Origin of the sequence: Lacihabitans soyangensis (assembly GCF_024343775.1) — a bacterium.
Taxonomy (GTDB): domain Bacteria; phylum Bacteroidota; class Bacteroidia; order Cytophagales; family Spirosomataceae; genus Leadbetterella; species Leadbetterella soyangensis.
This window is the reverse complement of sequence record NZ_RJUF01000183.1, coordinates 89,311-106,385: the sequence shown is the minus strand read 5'-3', so window position 1 is coordinate 106,385 and position 17,075 is coordinate 89,311. Positions and strand designations below refer to the sequence as shown.

General features: G+C 39.3%; 12 protein-coding genes and 1 tRNA gene. 8 read left to right on the top strand and 5 right to left on the bottom strand.

The genetic code is table 11. The annotated features are described in order from the left end of the window. On the bottom strand, nt 1–505 hold a 505-nt coding region (locus EGI31_RS21225), incomplete at its 3' end, for an Hsp70 family protein (protein WP_255039177.1). A 534-nt stretch (nt 506–1,039) separates the two neighbouring features. Between EGI31_RS21225 and EGI31_RS21220 the strand changes: the two genes are divergently transcribed. The 5 genes from EGI31_RS21220 (at nt 1,040) to EGI31_RS21200 (ending at nt 8,328) form a co-directional block, all read left to right on the top strand. After that, nucleotides 1,040–2,737: a hypothetical protein gene (locus tag EGI31_RS21220; protein WP_255039176.1), complete on the top strand. Its 1,698-nt coding sequence runs from the start codon at nt 1,040–1,042 to the stop codon at nt 2,735–2,737. Between the two features lie 128 nt (nt 2,738–2,865). Next, a complete protein-coding gene (locus tag EGI31_RS21215; RefSeq protein WP_255039175.1) occupies nt 2,866–3,495 on the top strand; it encodes a 3-keto-disaccharide hydrolase in 630 nt (209 codons plus the stop codon). A 74-nt stretch (nt 3,496–3,569) separates the two neighbouring features. Continuing rightward, entirely contained in the window at nt 3,570–6,437 is a 2,868-nt protein-coding gene (locus tag EGI31_RS21210) for a PVC-type heme-binding CxxCH protein (protein WP_255039173.1), read from the top strand. A 59-nt stretch (nt 6,438–6,496) separates the two neighbouring features. Further along, a complete protein-coding gene (locus EGI31_RS21205; protein WP_255039172.1) occupies nt 6,497–7,651 on the top strand; it encodes an FG-GAP repeat domain-containing protein in 1,155 nt (384 codons plus the stop codon). Nucleotides 7,652–7,962: 311 nt separating this feature from the next. After that, nucleotides 7,963–8,328 (top strand): endonuclease domain-containing protein, encoded by a 366-nt coding sequence (locus EGI31_RS21200; protein ID WP_255039170.1) that lies wholly within the window; start codon nt 7,963–7,965, stop codon nt 8,326–8,328. 291 nt (nt 8,329–8,619) lie between these two features. On the opposite strand, the gene EGI31_RS21195 is transcribed toward EGI31_RS21200, so the two are convergent. The 3 genes from EGI31_RS21195 to EGI31_RS21185 form a co-directional block, all read right to left on the bottom strand. Further along, complete coding sequence (locus EGI31_RS21195; protein WP_255039169.1) at nt 8,620–10,278, bottom strand: FAD-dependent oxidoreductase; 1,659 nt, start codon at nt 10,276–10,278, stop codon at nt 8,620–8,622. Nucleotides 10,279–10,361: 83 nt separating this feature from the next. Further along, nucleotides 10,362–11,015 (bottom strand): hypothetical protein, encoded by a 654-nt coding sequence (locus EGI31_RS21190; protein WP_255039168.1) that lies wholly within the window; start codon nt 11,013–11,015, stop codon nt 10,362–10,364. A gap of 156 nt (nt 11,016–11,171) precedes the next feature. Further along, complete coding sequence (locus tag EGI31_RS21185; RefSeq protein WP_255039167.1) at nt 11,172–12,788, bottom strand: amidase family protein; 1,617 nt, start codon at nt 12,786–12,788, stop codon at nt 11,172–11,174. Nucleotides 12,789–12,905: 117 nt separating this feature from the next. Here EGI31_RS21185 and EGI31_RS21180 point away from each other — a divergent pair, with 117 nt between their 5' ends. Continuing rightward, nucleotides 12,906–14,321 (top strand): KAP family P-loop NTPase fold protein, encoded by a 1,416-nt coding sequence (locus EGI31_RS21180; RefSeq protein ID WP_255039166.1) that lies wholly within the window; start codon nt 12,906–12,908, stop codon nt 14,319–14,321. A 150-nt stretch (nt 14,322–14,471) separates the two neighbouring features. On the opposite strand, the gene EGI31_RS21175 is transcribed toward EGI31_RS21180, so the two are convergent. Further along, nucleotides 14,472–14,546, bottom strand: a tRNA-Val gene (locus EGI31_RS21175). A 252-nt stretch (nt 14,547–14,798) separates the two neighbouring features. On the opposite strand from EGI31_RS21175, the gene uxuA reads away from it, so the two are divergent. Both uxuA and EGI31_RS21165 read left to right on the top strand, forming a co-directional pair. Then, nucleotides 14,799–15,992: a mannonate dehydratase gene (gene uxuA, locus EGI31_RS21170; protein ID WP_255039165.1), complete on the top strand. Its 1,194-nt coding sequence runs from the start codon at nt 14,799–14,801 to the stop codon at nt 15,990–15,992. 42 nt (nt 15,993–16,034) lie between these two features. Continuing rightward, nucleotides 16,035–17,042: a sugar kinase gene (locus EGI31_RS21165; protein WP_255039164.1), complete on the top strand. Its 1,008-nt coding sequence runs from the start codon at nt 16,035–16,037 to the stop codon at nt 17,040–17,042. Nucleotides 17,043–17,075: the final 33 nt, after the last annotated feature.

Genomic DNA, 17,075 nt, shown 5'->3' with positions numbered 1-17,075 from the left:
CATACGTATAGGCCGCCCCAACGGGTTCTAGCTGAAAATGTATCTTTTCAAAACCCGCAATTTTAGCGGCTTTTTCGAGCCTAATTTGGGCCAAGGTATCCTTGTCGGCGGCTTCATCAAAGACCACTGGTCGACCAATTACTGCGGTTTTTATATCTTCAGATAGAAAATCATCAGCCAGTTTTTTGAGATGGACCAAAATCAAAGCCACCAAGTCCTCGGCTTTGTACATGCGGTTACCAATTCGGGTATCTACAAAGCTTTTGTTAGGCAAAACCTTCTTGATAGACTTCATAAATCGGCCGTTCATCCGATTCTGCACATATTGATCAATGGCATCTTGGCCTACAGCCACTTTTGTAAACTGACCACGTTCCTTGGGCTCCTGAAAAAACAAAAGAGACGGTACCGTAAAAAGTTTAACAGCCTCACGAGTGTCTGTATCTAAAATGGCCAAAGCTGAGTTGGAAGTGCCGAAATCTATGCCGTAGATGTATTTTTGCATGTAAAACTATTGAAGTAAAAGAACCCACTCTGCCGAGCAAATCCCACAAAAGGGCTGCAAATATAGGCAGAAAATGGGGGGAATGGGAAGGGAATTATTGGTTTGTGGGAAAGTTTATATCGGAAAACAATTAAAAATAACCACTCACACTACGGTTATTGGTGGTAAAAGTTATAAACTGTATTTAAGTTTTTTTTCTGACTCCAAAAGATCCATTATTGCCTTTATCCAATATTGCCCTTTTGCAAAAAATGGTCGAGCATAAACTTTTAAAAAACTAAAAAGGAAGAATATAATGAGGAAGGATTTCGTGGATAATGTTTATGATTAAGTCAAAAATAATAAGATAAAATGGTTTAAGAAACTGCTATTTCTAATAGAGTTTTATAAAATATAACTGACATGTACTTTTTCCTGAATTGTCTGAAGTTGTAAGTTTTAGTCAAAGAAACTTGTTCACCATTAACGTTTTAATAGAAAAAATCACTAGAATTGTATTGTTATCAATTATGCTTGAAACCTTATAAAATTACGATGCAAAGACGATCATTTATTCAATCAAGCCTAGGAACAATCTGCACATTGCCATTTTTAGGATTTACCGTTTTTTCAAAAAACAACGAATCAAAACCTGCTTGGCTTCTGGAATGGATAAAAATTCTCGATGAGCAAATGTCCAATTTCAAAAAGTCAAGAGTAATTGATAGCTCAAACAGGCACTTTAATGCATTTATGGACGCAGCTGAAATACCAAATCCGCATTCTACGGCAGGTTACATTGGCAGAGCTTGTATGTTAATGTATTGCCCTGAATCAAGTTTTTATAAGTCAAAAGAAACATTACTAACGGTTGAACAAGCAGCAGAAGCTTTGTTAAAATTCCAATACCCTGACGGTACAATTGACTTATTGTCTACCAATTTTCACTCTACACCTGATACTGCCTTTGTACTTGAGAATATCATTCCTGCTTATAAATTTCTTGAAAAAACCAACTTATCTGGCTCTGAAAAAACATTGGTTTTATTAGAAAAATTCATAAAAAATGCGGCTGAGGCATTGATAGTTGGCGGAATACACACGCCTAACCACCGCTGGGTAGTTACTGCAGCTTTGGTAAAAATCAATGAAATTTTCCCTGATAAAAGACTGGTAAATCGTGCGGAACAATGGTTGGCTGAGCATATCGATATAGATCCTGATGGTCAATACACCGAAAAAAGCACCCATGTGTATTCGCCCATCGTAAATAGGGCTTTGATTGACATTGCAATTGGGCTAAATAAGCCCGTACTGCTTGACCATGTCCGCAAAAACCTGTTAATGACCCTCTATTATATTCATCCAAACGGCGAGGTGGTTACTGAAGGATCGAGTAGACAAGACCGCGGCGTTATAGGCAAAATGTCGGTTTATTATGGAAACTACCGCTACATGGCTCTTTTAGACAACAATGGCCAAATGGCCGAAGTCTGCCGATTGATAGAGAAAACCAATTCACCTCAAGCTCTCGCCGGATATTTGGGTTATTTTCTCGAAAACCCACAAATTTGCCGAGAATTACCGACAAGTCATGCTCTTCCGACCAACTATGCCAAGGCTTTTCCGTTTTCAGGTTTAGTTCGTATAAGAAGAGAAAACTGGGACTGTACCATTCTCTCAAAAAACACCAGTTGGCTCACTTTCCACAAAGGAAATGCAGTGCTTCAAGCTATGCGAGTGGCTTGTTCGTTTTTCGGTAAAGGTCAGTTTGATTCAGAAAAAATAGAGAAACAAGGGGATACTTGGATAATGACAAAATCTCTAGAAGGACCTTACTATCAGCCATTTGAAAAGGATCAAATTTCCCCAGATGGAGATTTTGAGAAAATGCCGAGGAATCTAAGAAAACAAAGCGAAATTCAGAAATTAGAAACTACAGTCAAAATTATAGAAAAACCACAAGGTATAGAAGTAGAAATAGAAATGCGTGGCACCGACAATGTCCCAGTATCGTTAGAACTTATTTTTAGGCCAGGAGGCACTTTTAATGGTGTTGAGAAAATGTCAAATTCTTATCTACTTTCGGGTCAAAAAGGGGAATACCAAATTGGTGAGGATAAAATTAGTTTTGGACCGGGAAAAGTAGAGCACAAAGGCATGCAATTGAGAGGAGCATTGCCCGCTATGGACGCTCCAACTGTTTATATTACAGGCTTTACGCCTTTTAATCATGTGATTAACATTTATTAAAAACATTTTGATTCATTACGGCTAAAACATCACATTCTACAAGATAATTATCTTTGTTTTTCTAAGAATTTTTATTAATTTAGCAAGACAAAGGGGATTCACAATCACCTTTTTAAATTCAACCTTAAATGAAAAAACTAGTTCTAGCTACAATAGTCCTTGGACTATGTGGTTTTGTAGTGCATACTTCTCAAAAATCAACTCCGCTTTTCGACGGAAAAACATTCAATGGCTGGCAAGGAGATATCAAAAACACGTGGAAAATAAAAAATGGAGCTATTGTGGGTGGTTCTTTGGAAAAAACAGTTCCTCAGAACGACTTCCTTTGCACTGCTCGTACTTACGATAATTTTATACTCAAACTCAAAGTAAAACTTACCGGAAGCGAAGGATTTATAAATTCAGGAATCCAATTTCGCAGTGTTCGAGCCGAAGACCCTGCAAATGAAATGATTGGTTATCAGGCTGATTGGGGCAAAGATTATTGGGCAAGTCTCTACGACGAATCGAGGCGAAACAAAACCATAGCCAAGCCCGACTCTGCCCAAGTACTGAAATGGATCAAGATAAACGACTGGAATGATTATGAGGTAAGGGCTGAAAAAAGAAGAATAAGATTATACATCAATGGTCATCAAACGGTTGATTATACCGAACCAGATGCTAACATTCCACAATCGGGTCTCATCGGCCTACAAATTCATGGAGGCGGCAAAGCTTTGGTGGAATTCAAAGATATTTATATCACCGAGTTGTGATTTTTGAACCAAGAATAAACTGAGTTCTATTTTTTCAACAAAATCAAATTTGACAATTCAACCAAACCATAAAAATGACCTTTCTTCGTATTACCATTGCATTATTTGCTATTTCTATTTTCTTGTTTTTCGGAAAAACTGAAAATTCTGTCTCTAGGAAATATGCCTCCGAGGATACCACAAAAATAGACAAAGAATACTTCCTTGAAGCCACCATGTTGGGTTATTTCGCCAAAAACGGCACAAGAAATCCAGTCTTAAAAGCCAACAAAGGCATGAAAGTACGAATAACCATAACAAATGGCGAAGTAATGACACACGACATTTCGTTGGAAAAATTGGGCATAAAAAGTAAAACCATATTTGAAAAAGGTGCCACCACCAGCATCACATTTGTAGCAGAAAATAACGACACCTATTTCTGCACTGTTCCGGGCCACAAGGCCGCGGGCATGGTGGGTAAGTTTGAAGTGGTGGAGGGTTCATTGGCACCAAAAGTAGTTGTGGGCAAAGTACCGATGAAAAATGGCAAACCACTAAATCTCAATTTCGAGTCTGAAAATCTTCAAGATTGGACCTCCACGGGTGATGCTTTTAAAAATCCAATTGTTCGCGAAATTCCTTCCCCGTTACATGAAAAAGACATGAAAATTGAAGCTGAAGGAAAAAATTTCCTTAGCAGCGGTGGCACAGCCAATTATAAACTAACCGGAACTATAAAATCTACAACCTTCAAAATAACGCATCCTTTTGCCAGTTTTTTGGTATCCGGTGGTGCTTTGGTGGACACTAGGGTGGAGTTGGTTTTGGCCGAAACCAATAAAGTTATTTTCCAATCTACGGGTCAGGGACGAGCCACCCTACAACCCGTAGTAGCTAATCTGAAGGCTTATTTGGGAAAAAATATATTCATCCGAATTGTAGATAACGAAACCGGTATTTCGCAGATACCGTACATTCCGAACGACAAGTGGGCACATATCAATTTTGACAATTTTCTGTTTTATCCAGAACGACCAGAGTTTGAAAATGAATTATTCCAAAAAGACATCATAATTCTGCCACCACTCGACCCAGTTTTGAACGCCGGACTTTCAGGTATAGAAGCCGCAAGAGCCATGACTCCACCAAAAGGATTTAAAATAACTTTGGCCGCTGCAGAGCCAGATGTCGTTCGGCCAATTAGCTTTACCATCGATGCCCGAGGAAGACTTTGGGTGGTAGAAGGCCACACTTATCCTGTTCCGGCGAAAGAAGGGGAAGGTAGAGATCGCATTTTGATTTTTGAAGATACAAATGGCGACGGCATACTTGATTCTCGGAAAATTTTCATGGAAAACCTCAACTTGGTGAGTGGCATAGAGGTGGGCATGGGTGGAGTTTGGTTAGGTGCTGCCCCATATCTGCTCTTTATCCCAGCTAATTTGCAAAACGATAAACCACTTGGTCCACCCCAAAAACTTCTCGACGGATGGGGATTGGAAGATACACATGAAGTACTCAACAATCTCCGTTGGGGGCCTGATGGTTGGCTTTATGGTGTTCACGGTGTTTTTACACATTCAAAAGTGGGTAAACCTGGTACATCCGATAACGAGCGTACAAAAATCAACGCAGGTGTGTGGCGATACCACCCAACCGAGCATAAATTTGAGGTTTTTGCCGAGGGTACGAGCAATCCTTGGGGCATAGATTTCAACGATTGGGGGCATCCGTTCATCACTGTTTGTGTGATTCCGCACATGTATCATGTCATTCAAGGGGCTCGATATCAGCGTCAGGCAGGTAAAAGTTTTAATCCATATACCTTCGACGAAATCAAAACCATCGCAGATCATAAACATTACGTAGGCGAGCGAGGACCACATGCGGGCAACTTCCGTTCTGCTTCTACAGGCGGTGGACACGCACATGCAGGAGCCATGATTTACTTAGGTGGTGATTCTTGGCCTAAAGAATACCGCAACACGATATTTATGAATAACATCAATGGGGCAAAACTCAATAATGACCAACTTACACGTAGTGGCTCTGGGTATGTGGCATCACACCGAAAAGATTTCTTAGCCATGAACGACTCGTGGAGTCAATGGCTCAATATGAAATACGACCAAAACGGCTCAGTTTACGCTATCGATTGGTATGATAAAAACCAATGCCACAGCTCCAACCCTGACGTTCACGACAAAACCATGGGAAGGATCTTCAAAATCACAAATGACAACGACAAGTTTGTTAAGGTAAATCTTTGGAAAGCCACAGACATGGAGTTGGTTAATTATCAATTACATAGAAACGAATATTATGTGCGTCAAGCGAGAACTATTTTACAAGAAAGAGGAGGAAATAATGCAGTGACCGCTGCTTTGAAAGATATTCTAAACAAAAACCCAGATGTTACGAGAAAACTGCGTGCTTTGTGGACTTTACAAGTAATAAAAGGTATTTCAGAAAACGAATTAAGAGATTTACTAACACATGCTGATGAAAACATCAGAAGTTGGGCAATACAATTTTTGACAGAGAAAAAAACCGTTTCTGACGAAAGCTTGGTGGCCTTAGAATCTTTGGCTAAAACTGAAAAATCTGCTTTGGTAAGGCTCTATTTGACTTCTGGTGTAATGCGTCTGGAACCGTCAAAACGCTGGAATGTGTTGGAATCGTTGTCCCAAAATGAAGAGGATGCCACAGACCACAACATGCCACTTATGCTTTGGTACGCCGCGGAGCCACTGGCTGAAATTGACCCTAGCAAAGCTATTGGATTGGCCGAAAAGTCTAAAATGCCTAAAATGCTATCTTATATGATTCAGCGTGTTGGAGCAATCCAAAACGAAGAAGCCAAAAAAGCCCTGAAAGCACTCAGCCTACGTCTTGGGCATTCTCATGAAAATCACGAAAACATGATGTTGATAGAGAAATTATTAGAAACTAACCACTAAAAAATGTATTTGAACTTTGTTTAAAACTCCGTTTGCCCTGCGTCAAAATATTCAACCATATGAAAAAAATAATAATTCTATCCATTTTCTGCCTAATAGCAACAATTGCTTTTGGCCAAGTACCAACATTCAAAAAAACGGTCTTAACCAGAGACTTCGTTTCTGAAGGAGTAGCTGTCGCCGACCTCAACAAGGATGGCAAAACTGACATCATTGCTGGCTATTATTGGTTTGAGGCCCCAAACTGGACTCGCCAAGAAATGGCCCCATCCCGAACTTTCGACCCAAGAAAAGAATACTGCGAATCTTTCCTAAACCATGCCATGGATGTAAATCTTGACGGCTGGGACGATGTAATTATTATAGATTATCCCGGAAAGCCTGCTTTTTGGTTCGAAAACCCAAAAAATATACCACGCCAGTGGAAAAAACACATTATGGCCGATTCTATGGGCATCGCCAATGAATCGCCTGGCTTTATAGACATCGACGGTGACGGAAGATTGGATATTCTTTGTGGTGACGTGAAGAAAAAACAGATTGTTTGGCTACAAGCCCCAACCAAAAAGGGTGAGACAGCATGGAAAAGACATAACCTGAGCCAAGAAAACGTAAATGGTACCGAGCGTTTCTCGCACGGAATTGGCTTTGGAGATATAAATATGGACGGCATAAAAGACGTAGTAATAAAGGAAGGTTGGTTTGAAGGCAAGAAAAACCAGAGTTCAGGAGATTGGACATTCCATGCAGCCAACCTGGGTGACGCCTGCTCGCACATGCAGGTATTGGACATGAATGGCGATGGCAAAAACGATGTTCTTACGGCCTCTGCTCACAAATTGGGCGTTTGGTGGTACGAGCAAATATCAGAAAACGGCCAAATCAACTTTAAAATGCACGAAATAAGTCGTACCACAGCCCAAACTCACTCCTCCATAATGGCCGATATCAACGGGGACGGAAGAAAAGATTATATAACAGGAAAAAGATTTCTAGCCCACAACGGCAACGACGCTGGCGATGGAGATGCACCGATACTAATGTGGTTTGACCTTCATCCTAAAAAAGCACCATACTACACCGAACATATCATAGACTCCGACTCCGGTGCAGGCCTAAACATAGCCGTAAAAGACATGAACAAAGACAAAAAGCTTGATATCATTATTGCCAATAAAAATGGGGTGTTTCTGTTGGAGAATGGGGTGAGGTGAGGATTAAGGGAATTTGAAAATAGAGGACGCATACTAACCAAATCGGCAATTGTCCGACCTTGTTAAGTTTTTAAATATATAAAATACCTACTAACCACCCCGGCCTACGGCCGACCCTCCTTGGGAAGGAGGGTAAGGAGTGGTTGTAATAAAGATTTTTGCTAATTTTGAAATTAAACCAGACCCGATTTTAGCGAAGCGAAAAATCAAAACACTAATGCCAAATTAAACACGCTAATCCACTTCCCTCCTTGTGAAAGGAGGGTCGACCGAAGGTCGGGGTGGTTAGACACTCAAATTCTAACACAAAAATGAAACAACAAATCAACAACAAAAAAGAACTAGAACCGTACCGAAAAAACCTAAGAAACAACAGCACCTCAGCCGAAATATTCCTCTGGAATTTCTTAAAAAACAAACAGTTGTCAGGTAGAAAATTCCGAAGACAACATTCTGTAGAAAACTGTATTTTAGACTTTTACTGTCCGGCCGAAAGATTAGCAATAGAATTAGATGGTCAAGGTCATTTTGAACCGGAAGGCATAGAAAAAGACAAAAGAAGAGATATATTTCTTCTTCATAATTTTGGAATTAAAACTCTGAGATTTGAAAATAAGTATGTTTTTGAACAGACTGAGGCAGTTTTGAGGGAGATTGAGGCCAGTTTTAGGGTTTGAAATAAATATGATGCGTACAAACCACCTCGGCCTTCGGCCGACCATGTTATTTTTTTAATAATTGAAACGCATACTAACCACCCCGGCCTTCGGCCGACCCTCCTTGGCAAGGAGGGTAAGGGGTGGTTGTAATTAAGATTTTTGATAATTTTGAAATTAAACTAGATCCGATTTTAGCAAAGCGAAAAATCAAAACACAAAAGCCAAAATAAGACAACCAAACCTACACCCTCCTTGTGAAAGCAGGGTCGACCGTAGGTCGTGGTGGTTAGTGACACACTAATTTATCCCTCAAAGCCTCAACCTCTGTCCAAATTTCACCAAAATAGCTTCCAAATCGGCATAAGATAGTCTTTGAGGTGTAGTTTTCTGTTCAATCGCCAAAACTGCAGCTGCAGCAGCCGATTGACCAAGTATCATAAAAACTGGCTCCATACGTATAGATCCATAGGCAATGTGAGAACTCGATACACACACAGGAACTAAAAGATTATTGCACTCAGACTCCTTCGGTAAAATAGAACCATAAGCAATAGAATAAGGTTTGTCGGGATGCACTCCTATATCTCCCTCATTTTGAACATATCCGTCTTCGGTCACATATCGCTGAATATTGTGCGAATCCAGCGTATAGGAGCCCATACCAATAGGTTTTGGAACCACCGTTTTACCCAATGCGTCGGCCTCGGTCATCACAAAATCGCCCACCATTCTTCTGGCCTCACGAATATATAACTGATGTGGCCAATTGCCATTGTCTGTAAATTCGTCCTTGGGCAATCCCCATTTTTGCATTTGTTCGTGTACGTCCGCTGGCACTCGAGGGTCGTTTTGTAAGAAATAAAGCAATCCTTTTTGATACAATTCATGCTCTTTTATGATTTGTTGACGTCGCTCATAGCTGGCTTCTGGGTAATCATAGTTTTTGCCGATGTAATCTGTACTAAACGGTCCATGGTTGTTGGTGTCTGTTTTTCTGTTTGGAATTGCATCAAACTTATCGAAAGTCTCTCTCCAACCTGCATCAAATACCCTCGCCAACAATTCGTATCTAGCGGGGTCATAGCCTATCGGTTTTGGGAAAGGAACGCGATTTTCGGGGTGATTGCTCAAACACAGCCTGAAACAATAAGCCTGAATTTTACTGTCACCACTTCCATTTGGTCCTGGTTTTTCGCTAGAAATCTCGGGTAACAAACCACTTTTCGGGTCGCCTGAAATCTTGTAAGGACTGACTTTTGACTTAAAATGATGCCCATGATGAAAAATACCAGCTTGCACCCCATTCCATTTTTCGCCATAAACACTATTTGCTTCACGCCCAACATGATAACTTACTCCAGATAGGGCCATCAAATCGCCTTCATAAGTGGCATCGATAAACATTTTCCCTTTATAAATATTACCCGAAAGTGTCTTTATGGATTGAATGCTTCCATTGGTTTTTTTGATTCCTTCGGCCGATCTATTGAGCCATTCATTTCGGAAAACCTCTATTTTATGCTCTTTCACAAAGTCTTCAAAAACCTTTTCGGCGGCATGTGGCTCAAAAATCCACATCGTGCGGTTGGTGCCATCAATGGCCGGTGTTCCTTGTCCTTTGTTGCCATATTCTTCCTTTTTTTGCCATTTCCAAGCGTCCGAGCTTTGATAATGCTGGTAAAGTCTTTGGTAAAACTCCCGAGAAAGCCCTCCAATAACCTCTTTGTTTCCCGTATCAGTAAAACCCAAACCACCGGCAGATAAACCTCCAAGGTGCTTGTCTGGCGAAACAACAATGACGGATTTGCCCATTTTTTTGACATGGACGGCAGCTGTAATGGCAGCAGAAGTTCCGCCATAGATGATGACATCTGCTGAACGAACAGTGACCTTAATTAGCGGAGAAATGGTAAAGCTAGAGAATAGCAAAACCAATGTGCTGAGCCATAGCACCGAGATTTTTTTCATGATTGGTTGAATAAATTTGAAATACTAAAGTAAGGAATTTAAAGTTAATCAACCAAAAAATAGAAATTGGAAAGGTAAAGTTTTCAAATACCCATTTTAAACTCTCTCTTCACCGTAGCTTTGTTGGTATATTCTTTGTCTTTTTCATCAAGGCCACCACTTACTTGATATTCCACTACGGACATCTTGGCGTTTTCGTCAAACACCGAATTGGTCTTAAAGTTTTCATAAAAAGGAGCATCTGCCCAATTGTGATAATAAGAAAAAGGAACGCATTCTACGTTTTTGCCATTCACGAATTTACTGATGAAGACCACTTTACCATTCGAATAAGGACAGGCCTCGTAAGAAGAATAATCAAATCCCCAAAGCTTTAAGGACGCCGAATTGCTTAATTTGATATCTTTAAAATGTACTCCACGAATGTCCTTGTACATGCCGATATCGAGTTTTGAAAGATAGTTTTCGTATTCTCCTGCCTTCTTGATGGAATCTAAACGTAAAAAACCGTCGTCGAGACCGGCAAAAAGACTTGTATCTGGTAGATTTTGAGTCAAGTCTTTTATTTCAGAAGCTGAAATATTTTTCAGTGTGCTATCTGCAAAGAAATTTTCTATTCCTAAACTATCTAGTTTGATTTCGGTTAAAGTTTGTTCGGTTGGGCTGCTTTGTTCGGTTTTGTTGGAATTACACGAAACTAAAAATCCAAATAATAACAGAAAGACTACTTTTTTCATTTATTCAAAGGTTATTTCCTCAAAAATACGCTAAAAAAAGAAATTCTGAATCTTCTGTCCGGCATATTGAAAACTCGACTGCAAATTATTACTGGCAAGATTTGATTGAACCTCGCAATGAATTCCGAAAAAAGCAGCAAAATATTTATAAAAACCTCATTTGTAATTTTCTGGTATTTTTCTCGCCTTGGATAGTTTTTCTATAGCATAGGCTGCCTGCAAAAGCGATTTCTCACTCCAAGAAGGAGCTATCAATGTCAATCCCTGCGGTTGATCTTGTTCTAAATAGCCCATCGGCAATGTAAGACAAGGGTAAAACGCCGCCGCTGCCACACCCGCATGCGTGTTGTTGATGGACAATACGAAATCCAGTTTATTTTCTTTAAAGTGCCCATCAAAATAAGAAACGGCATTTTCGTGAACTGTCTTCTTTAATTTTTCAAAATTGGCATCAGAAAGTGTATCCTTATAAATACCCTCAAAAAGCTCTTGACCATAAGGAGCTCTTAAAAATTCATCTTTCAGATTGTACTCCATAACGTCTTTCACCGATTTTACAGAAATATTACTAGAAGCATAAGCATTTAAATATTCCGGCAAGTCCTTTTTCATATCAAGGCTAAGAATTGACCTAAATCCATCCATTTTAGGGTTGGTATTTTCAAGTTCGACCACCGTTGCACCGTTCTCTTTCAAGATGTTTACCATTTTGGCGTAATTGGCCTGCTGCATAAGGTTTTTGAATGCCCCAAAACGTTTACCTTTTAAATCATAATTTTTAAGTTCTTTTACAAAATCTTTAGGAGAAGAACCCTTCGGATATCTGCTATCTTTAGCGTCATAACCAAGCATGGCTTCGAGCAAAATTGCATTGTCTGTCACGTTTTTGGTCATTGGACCCGGTGTATCTAGGGTACTAGAAATCGGCACAATTCCCGAACGACTCAACAGACCAACTGTAGGTTTCAGCCCAACCAATGAATTGAGCGAAGAAGGCGACAAAATAGAGCCAGAAGTTTCGCTACCCACAGCTGCCACAGCAAGATTAGCCGCAATAGACGCTCCACTACCTGAGCTTGAGCCTCCACTTTCATGAATCATACGTCCATAGGCATTCATGGTTTGGCCACCCACAGCACTGTAGCCTAGCGGGCATCCGTTACAGAAATAGTAGGCCCATTCACTCAAATTGGCCTTTCCTAGAATAATAGTACCCTCAGATTTTAGCCTTTTAACTATAAAGGCATCCTTTGTTCTGTTATCTTTGAGCACTTCCGCACCTGCCGTAGTTGGCAAATTATCATATCCGATGTTGTCCTTTAAGAGAATAGGCATACCATACAAAAGCCCCTTTTTCTTTCCTTTATCTTTCGCAGCGGCCTCTTTCAGAACATCAGGATTTAGACTGATGACTGCATTCAAACTAAGTTCAGGATTAAGTTCATATTTATGGATTCTGTAAAGATAAAACAATGTTAAATCCCTGTAAGTAAATTTCTTATCAGATATAAATTCTTGAATTTCAGGAATACTTTTCTCTAAAATCATGGGAGCAAGTCTTTCATATTTATCCTTTCCAAGTTTAGAAATTTCATCAACAAACGCAGCCGTGAGTTTTTGTTTATCCAACACATTAGAGCTCACCACCTTATACCTCATCCGAGCATTCTGATGATCCTTGTTGGCGATTATCGGAAATGATTTCTTTTCTTGGGTGAAAGATGAGTGCTTAATTGATAAGATTGTAAATGCTAATAGGAATAGTTTTTTCATTTATAAAAATAACTTTTTGATAATAAGTAAATTTATGATAATATTATTCATCTAACTAATTATCAGGTTGATTAGTTATTGAAAATTTCACATTTTATAAAAGTACAAAACACAAAAATGAAAACTCTCAGAGACATTGAAAACAAAATAAATCCAGATAATCCATTTGAGGATTGTAAACTTGAAAGAGAAAAATACGCCGATAATCTTACCCAAATCATTAAAAATTATCCCTCCGGTTTTGTAATGGCTCTCAACAATCGTTGGGGTGATGGCAAAACATTTTTTGTGAATCGTTGGAGAGAAAAATTAAAAAAAGAAGAATTTCAGGTAGTTTACTATAATGCTTGGGAAGATGATTATTCTGAAAATGCTTTGGTTTCAATAATAAGTGAGATTTCGGAAGATATCAAAGACCCAAATCAGGAACTGCTAGATAAAGTTTTAGAAAAAGGAACTGGTCTTTTCATAAAATCATTACCAGTTTTACTAAAAATTGCAGGAAAAAAAATTGCAGGGAAAGATGGATACGAGGACTTAGCCAATTTAATCGGTGAGGAAATGGGTAAACCTTTCAAAAGTTTAATCGAAGAATATAAAAATCAGAAAAAAACTGTTGCAGGATTCAGAGAGTCTCTAAGAAATTTCGCAGAAAGTGTAGGAAAAGGTAAACCCATCGTGTTCTACATCGACGAGTTAGACCGCTGTAAACCCTCTTATGCAGTTGAAGTTTTAGAATTAATAAAGCATTTGTTTTCGGTAGATAATATAGTTTTTGTTTTGTCGGTTGACAAGGAGCAATTGGCCAATACTGTAAGAGGTTATTATGGAAGCGACCAAATTGATGGAAATGAGTATTTGAAACGATTTATTGATTTAGAATTTTCACTTCCAAAACCCAAACTAAACAAATTCATCGAAATTTCTTTTGAAGCTCTTAATTTTAACGAACACTATGTTGAATTCAGAAACGATTATGGCTTTCAAGTAAATGAAATATCACAATTATTGAGTTTCATTACTGTCTTTGCTCAAAACAAAAACTTCAAACTTAGGGCTACAAAACAATTGCTTTACAAACTTAGAACAATTTTATACTCGTTCAATAAAAATGATTATACAATACCCAGTGTACTTACAATCCTAATTTATCTTCAATCCACTGATATCGAAATGTTTGAAAAAATAAAAAATAAAGAAATTAGGATTGAAGAGTTCCTTGAATGGAATAAGAATCTGTTATTACCTGGTAATTCACCTAAAAAATCTGAGACTCCAATTGCCTTTAAAAGACATGAATTTGTATTATATTCACTTTATTCAAACTATATAAATAACCATTTTTTAATTGATTTGTCAGATGTCAAAAACAAAGAGAGTTTTCATAGTATATTTGAAAAAGTGTCTATCGATTCTGAAATACTTTACAATAATATATCGAAGCAAGGTAATTTTATTTTCGAAGCTGAGTATAGTATTGACTACTTAATAAACAAAATCGAACTTTCCGAAAACTTAAAATTTAACAATTAGCATTTGGTAAATTATACATATTTGAAAGTCTTATATTTTAGTAAGCTTCGCTCTTGGAAGCAAGTCGTCGCACAGCACCGACCCTCTGCTTGTAATGCAAATGCAAATTTTTAGGCACAAAAAAAGCCTCAGATTTCTCTGAGGCTACCGTGGGAGTTGAGGGATTCGAACCCCCGACCCTCTGCTTGTAAGGCAGATGCTCTGAACCAACTGAGCTAAACTCCCTTTTTTCGGTTGCTTTGAACCTCCCGATAACTATCGGGAGAGCTAAACTACCTTTTCCCTTGTGCTTTGGGACTGCAAAGATGTAGGACTGTTTTTTTATTTCCAAACATTGGCTAAAAAAAATTTACTTTTTTTTCATTTTCTTTTTTTCAATCAATCTTCCGACAAAATAATACAATTAATTAAGCCCATAATGGTAGTTATTGGCTAAACGGTCTACTATTTTTGTCAAAATAATATCAAAGCAATCTTATGGCATTAGAACAAACTTGGAGATGGTATGGACCTAACGACCCCGTGAGTCTTTCAGATGTACGTCAGGCAGGAGCTACTGGCGTGGTGTCGGCTCTGCATCATATTCCGAACGGACAAGTGTGGACGGTGGAAGAAATCCAAAAACGAAAAGATATCATTGAAGCAGCAGGACTCACTTGGTCGGTGGTGGAGAGTATTCCTGTGCATGAAGACATTAAAAAACGTACTGGAAATTTCGAAACGTATATTGCCAACTACAAAACCTCCATCGCCAATTTGGCCAAGTGCGGTATAGATACTGTTTGTTATAATTTCATGCCCGTGTTGGACTGGACCCGAACAGATCTTGACTACGCAATGCCCGATGGTTCTACTGCTCTTCGTTTTGATATGGTAGAATTCTGTGCTTTTGAGGTGCATTTATTGAAAAGAAAAAACGCTGCCGAGAGCTACACCGACGAAATTCTTGAAAAAGCAGAAAATTGGATAACCACCGCCACAGAGGAACAGAAAGCAAAACTCGTTAAAAATATCATTGCTGGGCTTCCGGGAAGCGAAGAAAGCTTTACTATTGAGCAATTTGGCGATGTTTTGGCCACTTACGAGGGCATCGACGACCAAACGCTTCGAAATAATCTTTATGCATTTATAGCCGAGATAGGTCCCGTGGCCGAGCAAAACAAAGTTTCGTTGGCCATTCACCCCGACGACCCATCTTATACAATTTTGGGTTTGCCGAGAGTGGTGAGTACCGAAACCGATGCCAAAGCCCTTCTTGATGCTTATCCGAGCAAATACAACGGCCTGTGTTTTTGTACTGGCTCATATGGTGTGCGTGCAGACAACGACCTTGTAGGTATGGTAGAACGACTAGGCGATAGAATCAACTTCATACACTTGAGGGCAACCAGAAGAGATGAAATCGGTAATTTCCACGAAGCTGACCACCTCGACGGCGACGTGGATATGTTTGGTGTAATGCAAGCCTTGGTGAAAGAACAAGAAAAACGCAAATCTGAAAACAGAGAAGATTACAGGCTGCCTTTCCGACCAGATCACGGACACAGAATGTTGGATGATTTGAATCCAAACAAGAAAACAAATCCGGGTTATACGGCTATTGGTCGTTTAAGAGGATTGGCTGAACTACGTGGGCTGGAATTGGGTATTAGAAGAAATTTGGGGGTTTAGTCAAAAGCGTTATTTTTGTTCAAAAATTAAACTCATTTCAAAATGCCAAAAATCGTCACTTTCGGAGAAATATTGTTACGTCTTTCTACACCGGGTTTCCAAAAAATAGCCCAAGCTGAATCGTTCGATTGTACTTTTGGTGGCACAGAGATGAACGTCGGTGCGGCATTAGTCAATTTTGGCTTTGATGTGACTCATGTGGGTGTTTTCCCAGACAATCACATCGGAAAAAAAGCTAAGGCATTTATCCGAAAACTAGGTATTTCTGACAAAAACATACACCTGAAGGGACAACGAATGGGCCTGTTTTTTCTGGAAACAGGAGCAGTGAGTAGAGCGAGCCAAATAGTTTATGATAGAGCAGATTCAGCCTTTGTTAATTTAGACCCATCTTGGTTTGACTGGGAAGAAATCCTGAAAGATGCAGATTGGTTTCACTGGTGCGGCATCACACCTGCAGTGGGAGAAAAACCTGCCATCGCCCTACTCGAAGCATTAAAAGTGGCCAAAAAACTTGGTGTCAAAGTTTCTTCGGATATCTATTACCGAAGTAACCTTTGGAATTATGGCAAAACGCCACAAGAAATTTTACCAGAACTGGCATCGTATTCCAACGTCATTTTGGCCTCAAGGAAAAATATTGAAGAGATTTTTGGAATAATTTCTACTGAAGAAAAAGGCAAATTTCAAGACACCGCCAAAAAATTGATGGCTCAATATGAATCAATAGAGAAAATTATTGACACCGAACGCATACAAATAAGTGCCTCCCACAACCGCATGAACGCCCGCATGTGGAATGGCCAAGAATACCTGAAAACTGGTAACCTAGACATCACCCACATAGTAGACCGAGTAGGTACAGGAGATGCTTTCTTAGGAGGATTTATTTATGGGCAATTGACCTACAAAGACGATTTAAAATCGCTAGAATTTGGCAATGCCTCAAGTGCCCTGAAACACACCATTCCTGGAGATCAAAACTTGGTTGATATCGCAGAGGTTGAAAACCTCATGCTCGGAGATGGAAGTGGGAAGCTGAAAAGATAAAAAAAACAGCGAGAAATTCTCGCTGTCTTTACT

Bases quoted from the DNA above. Each gene is read 5' to 3' on its own strand.
- EGI31_RS21165 (WP_255039164.1), top strand. From the start codon at position 16,035: ATGCCAAAAATCGTCACTTTCGGAGAAATATTGTTACGTCTTTCTACA.
- uxuA (WP_255039165.1), top strand. From the start codon at position 14,799: ATGGCATTAGAACAAACTTGGAGATGGTATGGACCTAACGACCCCGTG.
- EGI31_RS21210 (WP_255039173.1), top strand. From the start codon at position 3,570: ATGACCTTTCTTCGTATTACCATTGCATTATTTGCTATTTCTATTTTC.
- EGI31_RS21200 (WP_255039170.1), top strand. From the start codon at position 7,963: ATGAAACAACAAATCAACAACAAAAAAGAACTAGAACCGTACCGAAAA.
- EGI31_RS21190 (WP_255039168.1), bottom strand. From the start codon at position 11,015: ATGAAAAAAGTAGTCTTTCTGTTATTATTTGGATTTTTAGTTTCGTGT.
- EGI31_RS21185 (WP_255039167.1), bottom strand. From the start codon at position 12,788: ATGAAAAAACTATTCCTATTAGCATTTACAATCTTATCAATTAAGCAC.
- EGI31_RS21205 (WP_255039172.1), top strand. From the start codon at position 6,497: ATGAAAAAAATAATAATTCTATCCATTTTCTGCCTAATAGCAACAATT.
- EGI31_RS21195 (WP_255039169.1), bottom strand. From the start codon at position 10,278: ATGAAAAAAATCTCGGTGCTATGGCTCAGCACATTGGTTTTGCTATTC.
- EGI31_RS21180 (WP_255039166.1), top strand. From the start codon at position 12,906: ATGAAAACTCTCAGAGACATTGAAAACAAAATAAATCCAGATAATCCA.
- EGI31_RS21215 (WP_255039175.1), top strand. From the start codon at position 2,866: ATGAAAAAACTAGTTCTAGCTACAATAGTCCTTGGACTATGTGGTTTT.
- EGI31_RS21220 (WP_255039176.1), top strand. From the start codon at position 1,040: ATGCAAAGACGATCATTTATTCAATCAAGCCTAGGAACAATCTGCACA.